This window comes from uncultured Tenacibaculum sp. (genome assembly GCF_947499065.1).
Taxonomy (GTDB): domain Bacteria; phylum Bacteroidota; class Bacteroidia; order Flavobacteriales; family Flavobacteriaceae; genus Polaribacter.
In genome coordinates this window covers 105,429-127,294 of sequence record NZ_CANMMT010000009.1, presented here as the reverse complement: position 1 = coordinate 127,294, position 21,866 = coordinate 105,429, and the positions used below count along the sequence as shown (strand labels likewise).

Annotated in this window: 19 protein-coding genes; 15 read left to right on the top strand and 4 right to left on the bottom strand. The window is 30.0% G+C overall.

From position 1 onward, the window contains the following. From Q0958_RS16135 to Q0958_RS16115, 5 genes are all read left to right on the top strand, one after another. Positions 1-795 (top strand): ATP-binding cassette domain-containing protein (locus Q0958_RS16135; protein WP_299124906.1); only part of this gene is annotated, 795 nt, incomplete at its 5' end. A gap of 19 nt (positions 796-814) precedes the next feature. Beyond that, the gene (locus Q0958_RS16130) at positions 815-2,104 is read left to right on the top strand and encodes an HlyD family efflux transporter periplasmic adaptor subunit (RefSeq protein WP_299124904.1); all 1,290 of its coding nucleotides are present in this window, start codon (positions 815-817) and stop codon (positions 2,102-2,104) included. Positions 2,105-2,203: 99 nt separating this feature from the next. Beyond that, a complete protein-coding gene (locus Q0958_RS16125) occupies positions 2,204-2,914 on the top strand; it encodes a TIGR00730 family Rossman fold protein (RefSeq protein WP_150900919.1) in 711 nt (236 codons plus the stop codon). A 58-nt stretch (positions 2,915-2,972) separates the two neighbouring features. Next, complete coding sequence (locus Q0958_RS16120) at positions 2,973-5,795, top strand: aminopeptidase (RefSeq protein ID WP_299124898.1); 2,823 nt, start codon at positions 2,973-2,975, stop codon at positions 5,793-5,795. Positions 5,796-5,912: 117 nt separating this feature from the next. Next, positions 5,913-8,366: an alpha-ketoacid dehydrogenase subunit alpha/beta gene (locus Q0958_RS16115; RefSeq protein ID WP_299124895.1), complete on the top strand. Its 2,454-nt coding sequence runs from the start codon at positions 5,913-5,915 to the stop codon at positions 8,364-8,366. Between the two features lie 81 nt (positions 8,367-8,447). On the opposite strand, the gene Q0958_RS16110 is transcribed toward Q0958_RS16115, so the two are convergent. From Q0958_RS16110 to Q0958_RS16100, 3 genes are all read right to left on the bottom strand, one after another. Next, positions 8,448-9,182, bottom strand: coding sequence for an SH3 domain-containing protein (locus tag Q0958_RS16110; protein ID WP_299124893.1), 735 nt, complete (start codon positions 9,180-9,182; stop codon positions 8,448-8,450). Positions 9,183-9,270: 88 nt separating this feature from the next. Next, positions 9,271-9,843, bottom strand: a complete 573-nt coding sequence (locus Q0958_RS16105) for a TetR/AcrR family transcriptional regulator (protein ID WP_150900915.1) — start codon at positions 9,841-9,843, stop codon at positions 9,271-9,273. 39 nt (positions 9,844-9,882) lie between these two features. Then, positions 9,883-10,542 carry a transglutaminase family protein gene (locus Q0958_RS16100; protein ID WP_299124890.1) on the bottom strand — a complete coding sequence of 220 codons (660 nt, stop codon included), beginning with the start codon at positions 10,540-10,542 and terminating at the stop codon, positions 9,883-9,885. Between the two features lie 219 nt (positions 10,543-10,761). Here Q0958_RS16100 and Q0958_RS16095 point away from each other — a divergent pair, with 219 nt between their 5' ends. Genes Q0958_RS16095 through Q0958_RS16075 form a run of 5 tightly spaced genes read left to right on the top strand, consistent with a single transcriptional unit; the run spans position 10,762 to position 16,841 of the window. Further along, the gene (locus Q0958_RS16095) at positions 10,762-11,961 is read left to right on the top strand and encodes an acetyl-CoA C-acetyltransferase (protein WP_299124887.1); all 1,200 of its coding nucleotides are present in this window, start codon (positions 10,762-10,764) and stop codon (positions 11,959-11,961) included. 9 nt (positions 11,962-11,970) lie between these two features. Then, the gene (locus Q0958_RS16090; protein WP_299124886.1) at positions 11,971-14,112 is read left to right on the top strand and encodes a 3-hydroxyacyl-CoA dehydrogenase NAD-binding domain-containing protein; all 2,142 of its coding nucleotides are present in this window, start codon (positions 11,971-11,973) and stop codon (positions 14,110-14,112) included. Positions 14,113-14,135: 23 nt separating this feature from the next. Continuing rightward, a complete protein-coding gene (locus Q0958_RS16085) occupies positions 14,136-15,338 on the top strand; it encodes an acyl-CoA dehydrogenase family protein (RefSeq protein ID WP_299124884.1) in 1,203 nt (400 codons plus the stop codon). 21 nt (positions 15,339-15,359) lie between these two features. Then, complete coding sequence (locus Q0958_RS16080) at positions 15,360-15,785, top strand: thioesterase family protein (RefSeq protein ID WP_299124882.1); 426 nt, start codon at positions 15,360-15,362, stop codon at positions 15,783-15,785. A 6-nt stretch (positions 15,786-15,791) separates the two neighbouring features. Continuing rightward, positions 15,792-16,841 carry a CoA transferase gene (locus Q0958_RS16075; RefSeq protein WP_299124879.1) on the top strand — a complete coding sequence of 350 codons (1,050 nt, stop codon included), beginning with the start codon at positions 15,792-15,794 and terminating at the stop codon, positions 16,839-16,841. Here Q0958_RS16075 and Q0958_RS16070 read toward each other — a convergent pair. Further along, a complete protein-coding gene (locus Q0958_RS16070) occupies positions 16,838-18,115 on the bottom strand; it encodes a DUF2851 family protein (RefSeq protein WP_299124877.1) in 1,278 nt (425 codons plus the stop codon). The two genes, Q0958_RS16075 and Q0958_RS16070, sit on opposite strands and share 4 nt — an antisense overlap. Positions 18,116-18,152: 37 nt before the next feature. On the opposite strand from Q0958_RS16070, the gene Q0958_RS16065 reads away from it, so the two are divergent. The 5 genes from Q0958_RS16065 to Q0958_RS16045 all read left to right on the top strand — a co-directional run bounded on the left by Q0958_RS16065 (position 18,153) and on the right by Q0958_RS16045 (position 21,861). After that, on the top strand, positions 18,153-18,986 hold the full coding sequence (locus tag Q0958_RS16065) for a peroxiredoxin family protein (protein ID WP_299124875.1): 834 nt from the start codon (positions 18,153-18,155) through the stop codon (positions 18,984-18,986). Positions 18,987-19,070: 84 nt separating this feature from the next. Continuing rightward, the gene (locus Q0958_RS16060) at positions 19,071-19,700 is read left to right on the top strand and encodes an NAD(P)H-dependent oxidoreductase (RefSeq protein ID WP_150900906.1); all 630 of its coding nucleotides are present in this window, start codon (positions 19,071-19,073) and stop codon (positions 19,698-19,700) included. Positions 19,701-19,768: 68 nt separating this feature from the next. Further along, positions 19,769-21,211, top strand: coding sequence for a sodium:solute symporter (locus Q0958_RS16055; protein ID WP_299124869.1), 1,443 nt, complete (start codon positions 19,769-19,771; stop codon positions 21,209-21,211). Further along, entirely contained in the window at positions 21,204-21,386 is a 183-nt protein-coding gene (locus Q0958_RS16050) for a hypothetical protein (RefSeq protein WP_299124867.1), read from the top strand. The genes Q0958_RS16055 and Q0958_RS16050 overlap by 8 nt, the downstream gene beginning before the upstream one ends. Next, the gene (locus tag Q0958_RS16045) at positions 21,361-21,861 is read left to right on the top strand and encodes a cupin domain-containing protein (RefSeq protein ID WP_299124865.1); all 501 of its coding nucleotides are present in this window, start codon (positions 21,361-21,363) and stop codon (positions 21,859-21,861) included. Before Q0958_RS16050 ends, Q0958_RS16045 begins: the two co-directional genes overlap by 26 nt. Positions 21,862-21,866 lie beyond the last annotated feature (5 nt).

Sequence of the window (21,866 nt, the reverse complement as noted above, 5' to 3'; positions counted from 1 at the left end):
CATAATATGGAAGATGAAGAAAATCCAAATGATGAGAAAGTAACTAATATCCCAGATAATGCAGCTATTACATTAAAAAATATCTCTTTTAGATACACAGGAGGATTAGAACCTGTACTTAAAGACTTATCCCTAGAAATACCTGCCAATAAAACAACAGCTATTGTTGGAGTTAGCGGAAGTGGAAAAACAACACTAATGAAATTATTACTTGGTTTTTATCAAGTAGACCAAGGAGATATTATGATTAATAATTTCAATCTTAAAAATATCTCCCAAAAAGAATGGAGAAGAAATTCAGGAGTGGTGATGCAAGAGGGGTATATTTTTAATGACTCCATAGCCAAAAACATTGCTGTAGGAGAAGATTATATAGATAAAGAAAAACTAGCACATGCTATTGATGTAGCTAATATCTCAGATTATATAGAAGGACTTCCTTTAGGATACAATACTAAAATAGGTAGTGAAGGAAATGGATTGAGTACAGGACAAAAGCAACGTTTATTAATTGCTCGATCTGTATACAAAAACCCAAAATTTTTATTTTTTGATGAAGCAACTTCAGCTTTAGATGCCAATAATGAAAAGGTGATTATGGAGAAGTTAAATACTTTTTTTGCTAATAAGACAGCCATAGTTATTGCTCACAGATTAAGTACTGTAAAGAACGCTCATCAAATAGTTGTATTAGACAAAGGAAGTATTATAGAAAAAGGTTCACATGAAGAACTTATCAAACTAAAAGGAAGTTATTACCATCTAGTTAAAAATCAACTTGACTTAGGTAAATAATAAAATTAAATAATAAAATATGCCAAGAGAAATAGAAGATATAGAAATTCGCAGTGAAGAAGTACAAGAAATACTAAATCAAGTACCCAATTGGATGATTCGTTGGGGGAATACTTTGTTTTTAGTATTAATTCTTATGCTCTTATTTATCTCATGGTTTGTAAAATATCCTGATGTAATTACTTCTGAAGCAATGGTAACTACATCGTTTCCTCCTGAAAAAATATATGCTAAATCAGCAGGTCAATTTGAAGTGTTTTTAGCTAGTGAAGAAAAAAATGTAACAAAAAATGAGATTCTAGCTGTCATAGAAAATAGCGCTTCTTACAAAGATGTTTTACTATTAAAAAGTATTGTAGATACTATAAACATAAATAAAAACGCTTTTTCTTTCCCTATAGAGAAACTACCTCCTTTACTTTTAGGAGATATAACAGTTAGTTTTTCTCAATTCCAAAATGATTATACTGAATATCAGTTAAATGAAAAGTTAACACCTCTTAAATCTGAAAGTTTTGCCAATAGAATGTCGCTTATAGAAGCCAAAGGCAGATTAGAAATATTAATTTCTCAAAAAGAAATTAATAAAAAAGAACTCCAATTTAAAAAGAAAGACCTTGAGCGAAGTGAAAACTTATTTTCTCAAGGAGTTATTTCAGCTAAAGAAAAAGAGCAAAAAGAAGTGGATTATTTACAGTCTGAAAGAGCTTATAAAGGTTTAGAAAATTCAATATCACAAATTAGAGAGTTAATTAATAATTCTAATAGAAATATAGAAGGTACTTCTATAAAGAAAACACAAAATGATATTCGTTTTAAAAATAAAGCTATTCAATCATTCTTACACTTAAAAAAAGCAATAAGAGATTGGGAAAAGCAATATGCATTGACTTCTTCTATCAATGGTAAAGTATCTTTTTTGTCTTTTTGGGATAAAAATCAAACAGTAAAAACAGGAGAGTTAATTTTTATTGTAATTCCTACCGAAGGAAATTCGTTTATAGGAAAGATAAAAGCTCCTGCTGCCAATTCAGGAAAAATAAAGAAAGGTCAAAAGGTTCAAATCAAACTATTAAATTACCCATCGGATGAATTTGGTGAGTTAAATGGAACTATCAAATCAATATCTCCAATTCCTGATGAAGAAGGAAACTATTTAATAGATGTAAACTTGCCTCAAGACTTAAAAACAACTTATGATAAAAAAATAGCTTTCAAACAAGAAATGAAAGGAACTGCAAATATTGTAACTGAAGATTTACGTTTGATAGAGCGTTTTTTCTACCAACTTAGAAATATTGTCAAATAAAAGGCTCTTTAATTATAGAAAATAACTAAATTAGCAAGCTTGCTAAAAAAGTAATTTTTAAGCAACATAAATTGTTACATTAATATAAAGATAATGAGTATGAGTCCGAACGATGACAGAAAAATTAGAGAGAAATTACAACAAAAAACTTGGAACGAAATAAAAACAAATGATTCTTGGGCTATTTTTAAAATAATGTCTGAATTTGTTGAAGGATATGAGAAGTTAAGTAAAATAGGGCCTTGTGTATCTATCTTTGGATCTGCTAGAACTAAAACAGATCACCCATATTATAAATTAGCTGAAGAAGTAGCTTTTAAATTAACTCAAAATGGATTTGGTGTAATTACAGGTGGTGGTCCAGGAATTATGGAAGCCGGTAATAAAGGAGCTGATCGAGGAAATGGAACTTCTGTAGGTTTAAATATTGAACTTCCTTTTGAGCAACATGATAATCCATGGATTGATCACGATAAAAACTTAAACTTTGATTACTTTTTTGTTCGTAAAGTAATGTTTGTAAAATATTCACAAGGTTTTGTAGTTATGCCTGGTGGATTTGGTACAATGGATGAACTTTTTGAAGCTATTACTTTAATTCAAACTAATAAAATTGGACGTTTCCCAATTGTTTTAGTAGGTAAAAAATTCTGGAGTGGATTATTAGACTGGATTAAAAACACCCTGTTAGAAGAAGGAAATATTAGCGAGAAAGACTTAAACTTATTTAGAGTGGTAGACACTGCTGATGAAGCTGTTGAGCATTTTAATAAATTCTACGCTAAGTATGATTTAAAGCCTAACTTCTAAAAAAAATATTTATATTTAAAGCTCGTTGAATGTTCAACGAGTTTTTTTTATTTTCAATTTGAAACAGAAACTACTCCTCTTTTTATTTTTCTTTTATTTGTTCTGTAATTCTTTAACAGCACAAACAAATTCAATCGAAATTAACGCAAGATTAGATACTGAAAAAGACCTACTTAAAATTCAACAAAAAACTATTTTTTATAATAAATCTTCAAAAAATTTAAATTCTATTTTCTTACATAATTGGGCTAATAGTTATAGAAATAATGAAACTCCATTAGGTAAAAGATTTGTTGAAGATTATAAAAAAGAATTCTACTTTTCTAAAAAAAAAGATAGGGGTTTTACTAAAATTCAAAACTTAACAGTAAACTATCAACAAGCTTCTTTTAAAGAAAAATCAGCTCATCCAGACATCATAGAAGTTCTTTTAAATAAAACATTAAAACCAAAAGATAGTATTGTTTTATCGACGACTTATACAATTAAAATTCCTAATTCAAGATATACTGGTTACGGAAAAACAAAATCTGGATACCATCTCCGTTTTTGGCATATAATACCTGCTGTTTATAATAAAAAATGGCAGTTAATGAGTAACCTAAATATTGACGATTTATATCAAGATCTTAGTGATTATAAAATCACTATTGATGTTCCTAAAAAATATACAGTTGAAAGTAATTTATATCAATATAAAACTCAAAAAGAAAATTACACAGAATATTATTTAATAGGAAAAAGAAAAAAAGATATCATCTTAAATATTGATTCTATAAGTAGATTTAAATCTTTTAAAACAGAAGATAAAGAAATTAAAACAGATGCTTTCATAAAAAGTATTCCTAGTGAGACTACAACCAAAATAATTAATCAACAAATAAAGTTTATTGAAAGTTACTTAGGAAAACATCCTCACACAGAAATTTTTGTTGACGCAAATACTACCAATAAAAACTCATTACATGAAATTTATGGACTACCAAGATGGTTAAAACCTTTTCCTAAAAATTTTAGATGGGAAATAAACTTTTTTAAAGCTCTTACAAAAAAATATATCGATGATGTATTAATTTTAAATCAACGAAAAGATTATTGGCTTACTGATGGTTTGCAAACTTTTTTAATGATGGAGTACATTAAAAAAAATTATCCCAATACGACTATACTTGGAAAATACTCTAAATATTGGCCAATAAAAACGTATAACATTGCTAAACTTAAACAAAATGACAAATACCCTTTTGTTTATCAATTCAGTGCTCGAAAATTTTACGACCAAGCATTAGATATACCTGCGGATTCTCTCTCTAATTTTAACAGAAAAATTGTTAGTAAGTATAAAGCAGGTTTGGGTTTACTATACCTTAAAGATTATATTGGTGGCGATACTTTAAAAAACTCTTTAAAGGAGTACTATTTTAAACAACAATTAAAACTAAGTAATAGCAAGCTTTTTGCTCAAGTTCTTCAAAAAAATACTTCTAAAAATTTAGATTGGTTTTTTAATGACTATATCAAAACAAATAAGAAGATAGACTACAAAATAGACAAAATTAAAGAAACTAGTCACAAAGATTCTCTAGAGGTAACTATAAAAAATAAAAGAAGTTTTTCGGCTCCAGTAGCTCTATATGGAATAAACCAAAAAAAAATAAAATATAAAAAATGGTTTGATGGTATTGATTCAACTAAGACTATTAAAATAAAAAAAGGTGATTTTAAAAAACTAGCTTTAAACTATGAAAATATTTATCCTGAATATAATTCTTTGGATAATTTTAGAAAAACCAACAATAGCCTTATTAATAAACCTCTACAGTTTCGTTTCTTTAAAGATGTAGAAAACCCATATTATAATCAGTTGTTTTATTTCCCAGATTTTAAATACAATTTATATGATGGTCTTATACTTGGAGTTAATATCAACAATCAATCTGTAATAAATCATAACTTTGAATTTCGACTAACTCCAAACTTTAGTACAAGAAGTAGAAATTTTACAGGGTCTTTTTCTTTTTCCTATAATCATTTCTTAAAAGAATCAAAAATATATAAAATACGTTATGGTGTAAGAGGTAGTAATTTTCATTATGCTCCCGAATTAGAATACAACACCTTCTCTCCTTTTATAAGTTTTCAATTTAGAAGAAATTCACTTCGTGAAAACGGCTTGAGGCTTTTAATTGCTCGTATGATTAGAGTTAATAAAGAAGTACTACCTAATGAACCTAAAACTGATCGCGATAAATACAACGTTATTAATTTTAGATATATTCATTCCAATTTTGATGCAGTCAATAGAACTTTATATGCTTTGAATACTGAATTTAATTCTAGCTTTACTAAAATTTCAACTGATATACGTTATCGAAGATTTTTCTCTGAAAATCAAAGTTTCGATATTCGTTTTTTTGGAGGATATTTTATATCCAATACATCAGATGGAGATTATTTTAGTTTTGGTTTAAATCGAGGTTCAGATTATTTATTTGAACAAAACTTATTTGGCCGTTCGGAAAATGAAGGAATATTTAGTCAACAATTTATTATTGGTCAAGGAGGTTTTAAATCTAAATTTAGCAAGCCACAATTTGCTAATCAATTAATAACTTCTATAAATACTAGTGTAAGTGTATGGAGATGGGCAGAAGTCTATAACGATTTTGCCATGCTAAAAAATAGAAATACTTCACCAAAATTCTTTTACGAAAATGGAATTCGTTTAAACTTAGTGCCAAATATCTTCGAATTCTACTTCCCTATATACACAAATGAGGGGTTTGAAGTGAATAAAAAAGCATATCCAACAAAAATTAGATTTATAATTACTACAAATATTGACAGGATTTATAACTTTTTAAGAAGAGGATTATTATAAATACTTCAACAAAATCTCTTTTTTATCTTTTTTTTTGAAGAATATTCAATAAAAACTGAAATTTTTAAATTTCAACTAAAAAAACTATCTTTGTGTCGATACCAAAACTAGATGATTATGACGCAAAAGACCGAAGTAGCTAACACTCAACAACTTTCTTTTCAAGATTTTAAAAACGAAGTTTTAAACGATTATAGAATTGCTCGTATTAGTAGAGAATGTAGTTTATTAGGACGTAGAGAAGTTTTAACAGGAAAAGCAAAATTCGGAATTTTTGGTGACGGTAAAGAAGTTCCACAATTAGCAATGGCTAAAGCTTTTAAAAATGGAGATTTTCGATCTGGTTATTACCGTGATCAAACCTTCATGATGGCTATTGACCAATTAACTCCACAACAATTTTTCGCAGGTTTATATGCTCATACTGATATAAACGTAGAACCAATGTCGGCAGGACGTCAAATGGGAGGTCATTTTGCTACACATTCTATTGATGAAAATGGTAATTGGAAAAATTTAACCGCTCAAAAAAATTCATCATCAGATATTTCACCTACAGCAGGTCAAATGCCTCGTTTGTTAGGTTTAGCACAAGCTTCTAAGATTTATCGTAATGTAAAAGGTTTAGAAAATCAGACGAATTTTTCAAATAAAGGAAATGAAGTTGCTTGGGGTACTATTGGAAACGCAAGTACATCAGAAGGATTGTTCTTCGAAACAATAAATGCTGCTGGTGTATTACAAGTGCCAATGGTAATGAATGTTTGGGACGATGAATATGGAATCTCAGTACACGCTAAACATCAAACAACTAAAGAAAGTATTTCTGAAATTTTAAAAGGGTTCCAGAAAGAAAATGATACAAACGGTTATGAAATATTTGTGGTAAATGGTTGGGACTATGTACAATTAATTGATACTTATAACAAAGCATCAAAAATTGCGAGAGAACAACATATACCTGTATTAATTCACGTAAAAGAATTAACACAACCACAAGGACATTCTACTTCAGGGTCTCACGAAAGATATAAATCACCTGAGCGTTTACAATGGGAACAAGAGTTTGATTGTATAGCTCAAATGCGTAAATGGATTTTAGAATTTGAATTACAAGATGAAAAAGGTGGTACTTTAAAATTCATAGAATCAGAAGAAGAATTAATTAAAATAGATAAAGAAGCTAAAAAAGAAGTTAGTAAAGCAAAACGTGATGCATGGAGTGCTTATACTAATGAAATAAAAGCTGAAGTAGCTGCAGCAGTAGAGTTACTTGAAAGAGTTGCTAATAAAAGTAACAATAGTTCTTTTATTACAAAATATAAAAATGACTTAGCTGGAATTGCTGAACCAATTAGAAAGGATATTTTAGTTGCTACTCGTAAAAGTTTACGTTATTTAAAAGATGAAAATTTTGCTGAAAAAATAGAGCTGCAAAACTTTATTAAAGCAGCTATTGATAATGCAGCTGTAAAGTATTCTGCTCACTTATTAAGTGAAACAGAATTAGCTACACAGAACATTAGTTCTGAAGCTCCTACTTATGGAGAAGATAAAAACTTAGTTGATGCACGTATTATAATGCGCGATAATTTTGATGCTATTTTAAAGAAATACCCAGAAACTTTAATTTTTGGAGAAGATGCTGGTTATATTGGAGATGTAAACCAAGGATTAGAAGGACTTCAAGAAAAATACGGAGAGTTAAGAGTTTCTGATACAGGAATTCGTGAAGCTACTATTTTAGGACAAGGTATTGGAATGGCAATGAGAGGTTTACGTCCTATTGCTGAAATTCAATATTTAGACTACTTATTATATGCTTTACAAATTATGAGTGACGATTTAGCAACACTTCGTTACCGTACTTTTGGAAAGCAAAAAGCGCCATTAATTATTAGAACACGTGGTCACCGTTTAGAAGGAATTTGGCACTCTGGATCTCCAATGGGAGGAATTATTAATAATGTTAGAGGAATTCATGTATTAGTTCCAAGAAACATGACCAAAGCTGCAGGTTTTTACAATACTTTATTAGAAGGAGACGATCCGGCTTTAGTAGTTGAATGTTTAAATGGATATCGTTTAAAAGAAGAATTACCAACAAACCTAGGGGAATTTAAAACACCTATTGGAGTTGTTGAAACTATAAAAGAAGGAACAGATGTTACTATTGTATCTTATGGTTCTACTTTAAGAATTGTAGAAGAAGCTGCTAAAGATTTAGCGCAGGTTGGTATTGATGTTGAAATTATTGATGCTCAAAGTTTATTGCCTTTTGATTTAAATCATGATTCAGTAAAGTCTCTTACTAAAACAAATCGTTTATTAGTAGTAGATGAAGATGTACCAGGTGGAGCTTCTGCATATTTATTACAAGAAATTGTAGAAAACCAAAATGGTTACAAGCATTTAGATAGCAAACCGGAAACTTTAACTGCAAAAGCGCACAGACCTGCTTATGGAACTGATGGAGATTATTTCTCTAAACCATCTGCAGAAGATATTTTTGAGAAAGTATATGAGATTATGCACGAAGCTAATCCTCAAAAATTTAAAAATCTTTACTAAGGTTTTAAAGTTTATAAATCAAAAAAAAGCGATTTGGAATTTAAATTCTAAATCGCTTTTCTATTTATTTTATACAATTATTTAATTTGAAGCAGCATCTTCTGTGTCAATTTTGACATTCTTAGATTTATAATCTTCAATTTTTTCTTGAATCTTTTCAATAAATGACGATGAAGAAAAATCTGTATTATTTACAATTTCTTCTAAAGCCTTAATTCTATCGGTCATTGCTCCATTAGACATAGCTACATTAGCAAACTTAGCTACTGCAATATCTACAGAAGATTCTGATAAATTCCCAGCTTTTATCCAACCTTCTTCAATATATTCTCCTGCTGCTCTTTTTCCTTTCACAAGCATCCAATCGTCTTGAGTTTTTAAAACAGCTATAATATCCATTGTACTATATTTCTTGTCTGTTTTAGTTAATAAATCAGGTCTTTTATAAACTGTAGCTTCTTTTAATAAAGTTGCTACTTTACCGTCTACAGCTAAAAAGCTAGCTCTAGTCCACCCTTCTTTACCGTCAATCAATCTTACTTTGTAATACAGTTTTTTAGAAATAGAATCTGTTTCTTCTTCTCCAGTTAACGTAATTTTTTCTCCTAAACTCATTGAAGTAATCCACTTCCCTTTTGCTTTAGGAGTAGCCCTAATAGACAGCTTTTCTAACAAACAAATAGCAGTTTTTTTAACCTCTTCTTTTTCTTGTTTAACAATTTCTGTTGAAGTTTCAGTTTGAGACGATTTTTTATCATCCTTACAACTTAATAGCATAAATGATGCTGAAATAATAGCAATATATACTCTTTTCATAATAACTAATTTTTCAGCAAATATATATGATTTTGTCAATCAACCACCTATACAATGAGATTAATTAATTGAGAGCCTTATCAAACTCCTACTCTTCGTTAAATAAATCTAAAGTTTTCTCAATAGCTTTATCAAATTTATCCCACATTTCATCAGAAGATAAATCGGCATTAATAAACTTCTTATTAAACTTTGAACTCAACGTAAAATAAATATAGCCACCAATCATTAAATGGAAAGCGTGTTGTAATGAAGAATCTCTATCATTAATAGCAAATATTTTTTCCATTTGCTTGTTTGTATACTTAAATAAATCTTTAGTTTCTTCCTTATTTTCAATAAGTTGCCATCTAAGAATTTCTTGAGTAATTTTATTATTTCGTAACTCTTTAGTTCCTTCTTTTGTAAATCGCTTTAAATCTTCAACACTACTTTTTTCTTTATCATCAACAAGATGTAAAGGTTTAAAAAAGTCGCCACTTTTAGCATAGTTTAAAAGCAAACCTTTTAAACCTCCGTAGTATCTATAAATAAGTTCTTTAGAAACACCAGCTTTTTTAGCTATAGCGTTAATTCCAACTCCTTGCGGACCTTTTTTTTCCAATAAACTAATAAAAGCATCGTATATTTTTTTTTCAGTTGCGGCTCTATCTCTCTTCATCTTAATTAATTTATTAGAGATACCAAATATAAGTAAAGATTAAAGAGCTGCAAGATTTAAAACTACACCTAAATTAACACCACTTTTTTGCAATGGAGGATACGTTTCTTGCATAAGTTGAAACATATAAGGCAAAGGCACATTTTTAAACGTACCATAATCTTCCAAATATTCCATAAAATTGACATTACCGCTTAAATCATATTCTTGAAATAAAGAATCATGTTCTCCGTCAAAGTCTAATGCTTTTACTCCTAACTTCTCACATAGACTTTGATTAAATGCAGGAGTGGCCTTGACCCATTTATCATTTAAAAAAAGCTCTACATAACCATGAGGAACTAATACATCATTTCCAAACTTTTCAACTATATCTTCAACTGCAATATGATTTTTCACTTTAGCTAACCCCAAACGAGCAGGAATATCTTGCGACCTTAAAAGACTTATATAAATAATTGCTTTATCTAAACAATGCCCGGTTTTTTGGGTGCTAATTAATGATGATTTCCAATCCTCTTCTATTAAACTAAATCTGTAAGGGTTATATGGCCATTTATCTCTTACATAATAGTAAGCTTTAATTGCAAAATCTTTTTTAGTTAACTCCTTAAAATTATCATCTACCTCAATCAAAAGATTTTGTAGATTTTCATGCAAAAAATCAAAATTGAAATTTTCTGTAGTATACTCCTTCATTTATATTATTTTAAAAACAACACCACAAAACAAATAATTCAACAAAATAAGTAGTTAAAAATTAAATTATTCACTATTTAAACTGTAAATTAATGTAAAGTTATTTTCAAAAGTAAAAAATAATTTTAAATTTGTAACCACTTAGTCACAATAAAAAATTTAAAAGAAATATTTTTTTACACATAATGTTACCACAAGGTAACTTTAAAATTAAAAAAAATGGAAGCATACATTTACGATTCAGTCCGTACTCCAAGAGGAATTGGAAAAAAAACAGGAAGCTTATCGCAAGTTAGTCCAGTTCAATTAACAGTAACTTTATTAAACGCACTTAAAACAAGAAACAATTTAGACACTACCTTAGTAGAAGATGTTATTTTAGGTTGTGTTACTCAAGCTGGCGAGCAAGGTGGTAATATAGCTAAAGTGGCTGCTCAAGTTGCAAATTACGGAAATCATTTAGCAGCGGTATCTTTAAATAGGTATTGTGCTTCTGGATTAGAAGCAGTAAATCAAGCTGCTGCTCGTGTTCGTTCAGGTTGGTCTAATTTAATAATTGCCGGAGGTGTAGAATCTATGTCACGTGTACCTATGGGAATTGACGGTTCTGCATGGGTAATGGAACCAGATGCTGCCTTTGGAAAGTTTGTTCCCCAAGGAATTTCTGCCGATTTAATTGCTACTAGGTACGGTTATTCAAGAAAAGATTTAGATGCTTTTGCATTGACTTCGCAACAACGCGCAACAGCAGCAAGAAGCGCTGGAAATTTTAAAAAATCAATCATTCCTGTAACTGATATTAATGGTTTTACACATCTAGACCATGATGAATATATACGAGAAAACACCACTCTAGAAGGTCTGGCTAACTTAAGACCAGCTTTTCAAAAAATGGGTGAAATGCTTTTCAATCAAACTGCTTTAGATACCTATACTGAAATAGAGCAAATTAATCACGTACATCACGCAGGAAACTCATCTGGTATTGTTGATGGGGCTGCTTTAATGCTTATTGGCTCTAAAGAAGTAGGTGAAAAATTAGGTTTAAAACCTAGAGCTAAAATAAAAATGGGTAGCATTATTGGTTCAGAACCTTTAATTATGTTAGAAGGCCCTACCCCAGCTACCAAAAAAGCTTTACAAAAGGCAAATATGGAAGCTTCCGATATTGACTTATGGGAAATTAATGAAGCGTTTGCCGTAGTTCCATTACGTTTAATGGAAAACATGAAAATTGATCATTCAATTGTAAATATAAATGGAGGTGCCATAGCAATGGGGCATCCTCTTGGTGCAACTGGATGTATGATCTTAGGAACTGCTTTAGACGAATTAGAACGTCAAAATAAACAAACTGCACTAGCTACTCTTTGTGTTGGTGGAGGTATGGGAATTGCAACTATTATTGAACGTATTTAAAAGAAAAACATGCAACATATAAAATATACAATAGACTCAGATGGAATTGCATTTATTACTTGGGATGTAGCCAACAGCCCAGTAAACATAATGAATCAAGAAACCATGAACGAATTCTTTACTACCGTTACACGTTCTGTAAATGATTCTGCTGTTAAAGGAATTGTAATTAATTCTGCTAAGCAAGACTTTATAGCTGGTGGAGACCTTAAATGGTTTTTAAATTATGACAAGTCTCGTGAAGAATGTTTTGATATGCTTATGGAAACTCACAAAGCAATGCGTTTGTTAGAAACCTCAGGAAAACCGGTAGTTGCAGCTATGAATGGACTAGCTTTAGGTGGTGGTGTAGAAATAGCTTTGGCTTGTCATCATAGAATAATGGTAAACCACCCTAAAAATAAAATGGGCTTAGTAGAATGTTCTGTAGGTTTATTTCCAGGCGCTGGTGGTACACAACGTTATTTACGTATGCTAGGAGCACAAAAAACTATTGAGTTCATAACGCAATCAAAAAAATTAACAGCTGAACAAGCATTACATAACAAATTAGTAAACCAAATTTGTGAGCCAACTGATGATATTAATGAGCTAGCTAAACAATGGATTTTAGATAATACAAATGCTAGTCAACCATGGGACAACAAACGTTTTGTGGTTCCAGGAACTCCAAATGGTGTTGGACAAATGTCGGGAATTACAGAATTCTATTCCGTTTCAAATGCCATGGCATACAAAACTACCCATGGAAATATGCCGCATATAAAAAATGTTTTGAGTGCTATTTATCATGGAGGTTCAACAAACATAGACAATGCTTTAGAAATAGAAGCTCGTTATTTTGTTGATACTTTATTTTCTAAAGAAACTAAAAATATTATCCGTTCATCGTTTATTTTTATTGGTGATGCTGCTAAAGGAAAAGCTAAACCAAAAGGTTTTGAAAGAGCTTCTTATAAAAAAATAGGTGTTTTAGGAGCAGGAATGATGGGAGCAGGAATAGCTTATGTAACCGCTAAAGCAGGTATAGAAGTAGCTTTAAAAGATGTATCGATAGAAAGTAGTGAAAGAGGAAAATCATATTCAGAAAAAATAGAGCAAAAAAAATTAGCTAAAGGGCGTACAACAGAAATAAAAATGAATGCTCTTTTAGAAAAAATTAAACCTACAGATAAAGTAGAAGATTTAGCTGATTGCGATTTAATAATAGAAGCTGTTTTTGAAAACGAAAAACTTAAAAATTCAGTTACTAAAGAAACTGAAGCTATTATAAAACCAGAGGTAATTTATGCTTCTAATACTTCTACAATTCCAATAACAACCTTAGCCAAAGCTTCTGTTAAACCAGATAAATACATTGGATTACATTTCTTTTCACCAGTAGACAAAATGCCTCTAGTAGAGGTTATTGTAGGGAAAGAAACCTCAGATGAAACTTTAGCTGCTGCGATAGATTATGTTACTAAAATTAAGAAAGTTCCAATTGTTGTTAATGACGGTAGAGGCTTTTTTACTTCTAGAGTTTTTGGAAAATTTGTTAATGAAGGAATCGCAATGCTTTCTGAAGGCCTTCCTCCTGCTGTAATTGAAAATGTTGCTAAAAAAATTGGAATGCCTGTTGGTCCATTAGCAGTTTCCGACGAGGTTAATCTAAAATTAATGCTAGATATCATGGGAGAAGACCCTACCCTATCTGATTTTGAAAAAAAGCTAGAAAAAACCATTTACGATATTACAACCATTCATAAACGAACAGGAAAAAAAGAAGGAGCTGGTTTTTATGAGTACCCGAAAGAAGGGAAAAAATATATTTGGGAAAATTGGAAAACTATTTTTCCTGTAAAAGAGGAATATGACGAAGAAGAAATAGGTAAACGTTTATTATTTGCCATGGTAATAGACTCTTATAAATGTTTAGAATCCGGAGTTTTAAAAGAACCTAAAGATGCAGATATTGGTTCAATACTAGGGCTAGGTTTTCCAATTTATACCGGTGGTGTTATGTCTTATATAGATTATATAGGCGCTAATGAATTCTTAGCATATTCAGAAAAGTTAGCTCGAAAACACGGTGAAAGATTTAAGCTACCAGAAAGTTTAAAAGAAAAAATTTCAAAAGCTGAAAACAATAGAATCTTTTACAAAAATTAATTTTTAACCTAAAAAGTATCCAAATGTTACAAAATATATTATTAGAAAGAAAAATATACGCATCAGAAGAACATAGTATGATGCGTAGCATGATACAAGATTTTATAACGAATGAAGTAGAGCCTCAACTAGAACAATGGGAAAAAGATGGCATGGTAAGTAGAGAAATTTGGCAACGTGCTGGTGAATTAGGATTACTGTGTATGGATATGCCAGAAGAATACGGAGGTGCTGGACTAGACTTTACTTTTAATGCGTTAATGATTGAAGAATTTGCTAGAAAAAATATTTCAGGACCTGGTTTTTCTTTACATTCTGATATCATTGCCCCTTATATTTTAAAATGGGGAAATGAAGCACAAAAGAAAAAGTATTTACCTATTATGGCTACTGGTAAAATCATTACAGCTATAGGTATGACAGAACCTAACTGTGGATCAGATTTGCAAGCCATCAGAACTACTGCAGTAGATAAAGGAGATCATTATTTAGTTAATGGACAAAAAACCTTTATTACCAATGGATATATGTGTGATATGGCCGTTGTAGCAGTAAAAACAAATCCTGGTACAGCTGAAGAAGGAGTATCTTTATTGATTATGGAAAGTAAATGGGAAGGTTTTGAAAAAGGAATACCATTTAAAAAGGTAGGAATGAAAGCCCAAGATACCTGCGAATTATTTTTCGATAATGTAAAAGTGCCCAAAGAAAACTTACTTGGAAATGAAGGACAGGGTTTTAAAATTATGATGACTGAATTAGCAAGAGAACGTATGTCTGTTGCTATTGCTGCTATTGGTGGAGCGCAAGGAGCTATAGAAGACACTCTTTCTTACACCTCTACTCGTACTGCTTTTAAACAACCAATTGCTGGTTTTCAAAATACTCAATTTAAAATGGCTGAATGTGCTACTGAATTACAGTTACACCAAGCTTTTCTAGATAGATGTATTGAAGATTTAGCACAACATAAATTATCTGCTGAAAGTGCTTCAATGGCAAAATATTCAGCAACCGATATGCATGGTAAAGTTGTAGATGAATGTTTACAATTATTTGGAGGTTATGGTTACATGTGGGAATACCCTATAGCACGTATGTATGCCGATAATAGAGTAGCTAGAATTTATGCAGGGACTAATGAAATTATGAAATTATTAATAGCTAGAGGATTATATAAAGAACTATTTCAAAAGTTAAAAGCTATGAAAAAAAATCACAAATAATTTTCTCTAAAAATAACCAATATGATGACTATTAACGATTTTCCTATTCAAACTTATATAACAGTCCAATGGGGTGATATGGATGCTTTTAGACATGTGAACAATGTAACCTATGTTAAATGGGGAGAAACTGCTCGTATTGAATATTTTAAAAGTATCGATTTTTTCAATTCTGCTCCTGAAGAAATGGAATTCGCTCCCATTTTAGGTTTTCAATCTGTAAAGTATATAGCACCAGTAGTATATCCTGATATTATAAAAATTGGGACTATTACAGAAGAAATAAAAGAAGATCGATTTATAATGAAATCATATTTTTTTAGTGACACACAAAATAAATTGGTTGCCATACAAACTCATGAAATCATAGTTTTTGATTATAAAAATCACAAAAAAATCTCAGTACCTAATACCTTAAAAGAGTTAATTAAAAAAATTGAAGAATAGTTCATTATGCTACCATTAGAAGGAATAAAAATTATAGACTTTTCGCGTTTGCTACCAGGGCCATTAGGCACACAAATATTAAAACAATTAGGTGCTGAAGTTATTAAAATTGAAAGTCCTAAACGTATGGACTATACTCGATATTATGAACCAAAAATCGAGCAAACTTCTACAATGTTTTATACACTAAATTATGGTAAAGAAGCATTGATTATAGATTATGAAGAAGAAAAAGGCTATTCAAAAATTATTGAGTTAATTAAAGAAAGTGATGTTTTTATAGAACAATTTAGACCTGAAGTAATGAAAGGTTTTCGCTTAGATTTTGATACGGTAAAAAAAATAAACCCAACCATTGTTTATATTTCAGTAACTGGTTATGGACAAAACTCAAAATTTAAAAACAAAGCGGGTCATGATTTAAACTATATAGCACAAGCTGGCTTATTAGATTTGAATAAAGACGAAAAAGGAAAACCAATTATACCAGGCTATCAAGTAGCAGACATTGCTGGTGGGTCGTATATGTTAGTTGCTGCTTGTACTACGGCATTGTTAGCCAAACATAAACAACAAAAAGCACAATATGTAGATGTAAATTTATCAAAAGCCACCATGCCTTTAAATGCAATAGCACAAGGTATGGAATATCAAGGAGCGTCTTATAAAAAAACTCCTATTCTAAGTGGTATGATGGTAAACTATAATGTTTATGAATGTGCCGATAAAAAATGGATTGCGCTTGGAGCCTTGGAAACTAAATTTTGGAATTCTTTCTGTGATAAAATAGATGAACCTTCTTGGAAAACAAATAATCAGTTTGATTTAATTGCTGGTGCATTTGACAAAACATTACTGGAAAATTTATTCTCAAACAAAACTAGAGACGAATGGGTAGACTTTTTTGAAAACGAAGATATTTGTATTTCACCGGTATTAGAAATTAATGAGTTAATTGATTTTCATATTAAAAACAATACTGATGTTTTTGAAAAAGTTATGATTGATAATAATGAAATGTATATGTACAAAGCCCCTTTTTTAATTACCAATTAAATATGTTTTTTAAGTAAAATATTTCCAATAGCACAGTTTATACAACGTTTTTTCACACAAAAATTATTTCTAAGTTCTAATAAAGCTTGACTTTCAAATGCATTTTTAGCTATCAATTTCAAGTCAGAGAACTTAGATATTATTGAATTTTTCTCTGGATTTATCTGCTGTATTAGTTTTAAAATCTTTTCTTCATTCAATATTCCTTTGTATTGTTCATACACAAATTTTAAGGGAATAATTGTATTGATTAGAAGTAAATCAATAAATGACTTTGTCAATCTTTTTGTGAGCTTTTTTGAAGATGTTTCAAATGTATAATGTGCTTGCCAAAAATCATTAACCTCAACAGATAATAAATCGTAAAAGTCTTCTTTCCTGTTTAACTCTAAAAGCTTAGAAAATAAATTTTGATATTTATGAAATAATGCAACCAGTTGAGCTATCCGTATTGTAGGAAAATTATTGGGACGCATTCTAAAGAATTGAAATTGTTTATTATGAATGGGGGTTAATTGATATTTATGCTTTAAATAATCATACTCATTCTTTAAACTAAGAAAATATTCATTCTCAATAGTTTCTTCAAAAAAACCTGCTTGGCCAAACAACAAAGCAGATAACTGAAATTCATTAAATCTAATCTTCTGTAGAATCGAAAAATCAAATGATTTCGCTAATTGTAAAAAGGCATCTCCATTCACTTTTAACCCAAAGTTTTTAGCTAATAACTGAAACAAAACTGCTTCAAAATCATTTTTAGAATTCGCTAACAATTCTTTTATTAAAATCGATTTATTCTCTAATCGTTCAAAGTATAATCGTTCTAACCAATTTTTAATTAAAAATGAATCAACATCTACTATTTGATTTTCACAAGAAATCCATTGTAGTTGTTTGGAAAATAACTGTTCATAATTTTTCATCACATTTTCATGAACTAATTCTTTAAGTTCTAAGGTAGGAAGCGGTAAGTTATTTTTCATAAACACTTCAGCATCATGATTCCAAACAATATGTAAAATTACCGCATCGTAATTTTCGTCTTCTTCATGTTTATGCGCATACCAATCCGAGGAATTGATATGGATTTCAACATTACCAATCCATAATTGATGGTTTATTTTTAATTGAGCATTTAAAAAATCTGGTCCAGAGTTTTTATTATGCATACCCGACTTGACAATCTGAATACTTTCATTGTGAACTGATTTCAAATTAATTATATTAAATAATTTGTATTGCCACAAAAAATGTAGAAATTCCTCTTTCATAACCGTAAATTAGCAATTCTTTTACGACTATTAAGATATGAAAAATTTCACTAAGTCGCTTTTTATCAGCGCATTTCCAGTTTTCGCTTTGATTATTTTTATAAAAACAATCGCTAATGCAAACTTTAATAGTAGCAATATAGGCTTACTAATTTCTTCAATTACAGTAGTTATTTTCTTTGCTATGTTATTTATAAAACCAGTAGCAAGAACAACTAAAACTTTAAGTTTCTACTCTACATTTATTGTAATTGGGTTTGCTCTGAATCTTTTCAATTTTGAGCAAAAAACATTGGTTATTTCTGTTGGTTTGGCCTTAGGATGGTTAGCTTATTTAACTTGGTATTCTTCCTTTAATTCGAGAGATACAAGCATTTTGCAAGAAGGTAAAACACTTCCTGATTTTGTATTAGAAAACGAAAACTCAGAAAAAATTACGCTAAAAAATTTAAAAGGTGATTTTAAAGTCTTTTTATTCTACAGAGGAAATTGGTGTCCATTATGTATGGCACAAATTAAAGAAGTCGTTGCTCAATATAGAGAACTAGAAAAAAGAAATACAACTATGGTTTTGGTAAGTTCACAACCTCATAAATTCACTAAGAGTTTAGCAAAAAAACATAGTGTTCCTTTTAAGTTTTTAGTAGATGTAAAAAATAAAGTAGCTAAACAGCTAGGCATTTTACATGAAAATGGATTACCAGCAGGTTTTCAAGTTTTTGGTTACGACTCGGATGTAGTGTTACCTACTGTAATTATTACTGATGAAGACAATAAAATTATCTTTGCAGACTTAACTGATAATTATCGAGTAAGACCAGAACCAGAGACTTTTATTAAAATAATAGATCGTTATAAAAGATTAAATTGATTGGACTATCAATTATTGTAATAAACAAATCATTATTTTTCTTAATAGCAATTGTAATTTTGTGTCTCAAATAAATTCGAAAAAATGAATAGTATAGAAAGTTTAGAATGGCGTTATGCTGTTAAAAAATTTGACGAAAATAAATCACTTACAGAAACTCAAATAAACACCTTAAAAGAAGCTTTTAATTTAACAGCTACTTCATATGGATTACAACCAATTAAAATGGTCGTAATTCAAAATAAAGAACTTCAACAACAATTAGTAGAACACTCATGGAACCAAGGTCAGGTTGCACAAGCATCACATGTATTGGTTTTATGCATCCCTAAAGAATACACAGTGAAAGATGTTGAAAGTTATTTTACTTTGGTAAAAGAAGTAAGAAATACACCTGATGAAATTTTAAATCCATTTAAGGAAATGCTTAGTTCTTCAATAGCAAATAAAACTTCAGAAGAATTAAGAAGTTGGAATAAAAATCAAGCTTATATAGCTTTAGGAAATTTAATGACTGTAGCAGCAAACGAGCAAATAGATTCTTGTCCAATGGAAGGTTTTATTCCAGAGAAGTATGATGAAATTTTAGGTTTAGACAAACACAACTTAACATCGGTTTTAGTATTACCAGTTGGATTTAGAGCTGAAGATGATTATATGAAAGACCTGAAAAAAGTTCGTAGAAAAACAGCAGAAGTTGTTATAGAATTATAATCTATATAATTTAAGTTATGAATTGCGAATGATAAATTTAGTACATTCGTAATTCATAATTTAACGGTATGCAACCACTACATATATTACTCCTTATTCTAGCCTATTTTGGTGTATTAATTCTTATCTCATACATCACAGGAAAGTCGGCAAATAACAATACATTTTTTAAAGCAGATAACTCTTCTCCATGGTATTTAGTAGCCTTTGGTATGATTGGAGCGTCACTCTCTGGAGTTACATTTATTTCCGTTCCTGGTTGGGTAGAAGGACAACAAATGAGTTATATGCAAATGGTGTTCGGCTACGTATTAGGGTATGCCGTTATTGGACTGGTATTACTTCCACTCTACTACAAACTAAATCTAACTTCTATTTATACTTATTTGGAAGATCGTTTTGGTAGGTATTCATACAAAACAGGAGCTTCATTCTTTTTATTATCAAGAACAGTTGGAGCGGCTTTTCGCTTATTTTTAGTAGCCAATGTATTACAATTAATTTTGTTCGATGCTTACGGAATACCATTTTGGGTAACTGTTACTATTACTATTTTATTAATTTGGTTATATACGTTTAAAGGGGGAATCAAAACCATTGTTTGGACTGACACTCTACAAACTTTATTCATGCTAATTGCCGTAGGTGTTTGTATTGTAATGATTAAAGATGCAATGCAAATAGAAAGTTTATTCTCTTATATTTCAGAAAATAAACTATCCAAAATGTTCTTTTTTGACGACCCTAAAGCAGGAAATTATTTTTGGAATCGATTCTTTTCTGGTGCTTTTATAGCTATTGTTATGACTGGATTAGACCAAGACATGATGCAAAAAAACTTAACCTGTCGTAACTTAAAAGATGCACAAAAAAATATGTTTTGGTTTACCATAGTATTGGTTATCGTTAACTTCTTCTTTTTAGCTCTAGGAGTTTTATTAACCGACTATGCTGCTTCAAATGGTATTGATGCTCATAAAGATAATTTATTCCCAAGTATAGCTATGAGTGGTGAATTGGGTATAGCTACTTCCCTATTTTTCTTATTAGGATTAATAGCAGCAGCTTACTCAAGTGCCGACAGCGCCTTAACCTCATTAACTACTTCTTTTAGTATTGATATTTTAGAAATTGATAAAAAAGAAGACGGACAGGAAAAAGAAAAAATACGTAAAAAAATACACGTATTATTCTCATTTATTTTAATCGCAACTATACTATTCTTTAAATATGTAATTGCAGATGATAGTGTTATATCTAATATTTTTAAAGCAGCAGGATATACTTACGGTCCATTATTAGGGCTTTATGCTTTTGGTTTATTTACCAAACTAAACGTAAAAGACAAATTAGTTCCTCTAGTTTGTGTTTTATCACCTTTTTTGGCTTTTGGAATAAACTATCTAACAAATACTTTATGGAGTTTTGATTTTGAATTCTTTGTTTTAATCTTAAACGGACTAATAACTTTCTTAGGTTTATTAGCTATTAAACAAACTCGTAATGCCTAAAAAAGGGAAAGGAAAAGCAAAAAACACTGTTAATAAGGCGAAACATACACGCTTAATGAAACAGAAAGAAAACAAGGTAAAACTTGAAAAACAACGTAATAAGGAACGTTTAAAAGCATTGATTAAAAAAATAAACGAACAGAAAAAAAATGACAGCACAACAAATAATACATAAATTCAATTTAACAGAACATCCAGAAGGCGGTTACTTTAAAGAAACTTATAGAAGTAACGGAATTATTAAAAATGAAAATTTAAGCTCAGATTTTGTTGGTGATAGAAATTACAGTACTTCTATTTATTTCTTATTAACTTCTGATAAATTCTCTGCTTTTCATAAAATAAATCAGGATGAAATTTGGCACTTTTACAAAGGCACTACCTTAAAACTTCATATGATTTCTCCTAAAGGAGAATATTCTTTTGTGTTGATAGGAAATGATTTAGAAAATAACGAACAACCACAGTTTGTTGTACCAGCAACCTATTGGTTTGCTGCTGAAGTTATTAAAGAAAATTCTTACGCATTTACAGGTTGTACAGTGGCGCCTGGTTTTGATTTTAACGATTTTGTTTTACCTAAAAGAGAAGAATTAATACAATTATTCCCTCAACATGAAGCAATAATTACAAAGCTTACTCATCATTAAAACAA

Coding starts and splice junctions, on each gene's coding strand:
- Q0958_RS16130 (WP_299124904.1), top strand. CDS start 815: ATGCCAAGAGAAATAGAAGATATAGAAATTCGCAGTGAAGAAGTACAA.
- Q0958_RS16125 (WP_150900919.1), top strand. CDS start 2,204: ATGAGTCCGAACGATGACAGAAAAATTAGAGAGAAATTACAACAAAAA.
- Q0958_RS16115 (WP_299124895.1), top strand. CDS start 5,913: ATGACGCAAAAGACCGAAGTAGCTAACACTCAACAACTTTCTTTTCAA.
- Q0958_RS16110 (WP_299124893.1), bottom strand. CDS start 9,182: ATGAAAAGAGTATATATTGCTATTATTTCAGCATCATTTATGCTATTA.
- Q0958_RS16105 (WP_150900915.1), bottom strand. CDS start 9,843: ATGAAGAGAGATAGAGCCGCAACTGAAAAAAAAATATACGATGCTTTT.
- Q0958_RS16100 (WP_299124890.1), bottom strand. CDS start 10,542: ATGAAGGAGTATACTACAGAAAATTTCAATTTTGATTTTTTGCATGAA.
- Q0958_RS16095 (WP_299124887.1), top strand. CDS start 10,762: ATGGAAGCATACATTTACGATTCAGTCCGTACTCCAAGAGGAATTGGA.
- Q0958_RS16090 (WP_299124886.1), top strand. CDS start 11,971: ATGCAACATATAAAATATACAATAGACTCAGATGGAATTGCATTTATT.
- Q0958_RS16085 (WP_299124884.1), top strand. CDS start 14,136: ATGTTACAAAATATATTATTAGAAAGAAAAATATACGCATCAGAAGAA.
- Q0958_RS16080 (WP_299124882.1), top strand. CDS start 15,360: ATGATGACTATTAACGATTTTCCTATTCAAACTTATATAACAGTCCAA.
- Q0958_RS16075 (WP_299124879.1), top strand. CDS start 15,792: ATGCTACCATTAGAAGGAATAAAAATTATAGACTTTTCGCGTTTGCTA.
- Q0958_RS16070 (WP_299124877.1), bottom strand. CDS start 18,115: ATGAAAGAGGAATTTCTACATTTTTTGTGGCAATACAAATTATTTAAT.
- Q0958_RS16065 (WP_299124875.1), top strand. CDS start 18,153: ATGAAAAATTTCACTAAGTCGCTTTTTATCAGCGCATTTCCAGTTTTC.
- Q0958_RS16060 (WP_150900906.1), top strand. CDS start 19,071: ATGAATAGTATAGAAAGTTTAGAATGGCGTTATGCTGTTAAAAAATTT.
- Q0958_RS16055 (WP_299124869.1), top strand. CDS start 19,769: ATGCAACCACTACATATATTACTCCTTATTCTAGCCTATTTTGGTGTA.
- Q0958_RS16050 (WP_299124867.1), top strand. CDS start 21,204: ATGCCTAAAAAAGGGAAAGGAAAAGCAAAAAACACTGTTAATAAGGCG.
- Q0958_RS16045 (WP_299124865.1), top strand. CDS start 21,361: ATGACAGCACAACAAATAATACATAAATTCAATTTAACAGAACATCCA.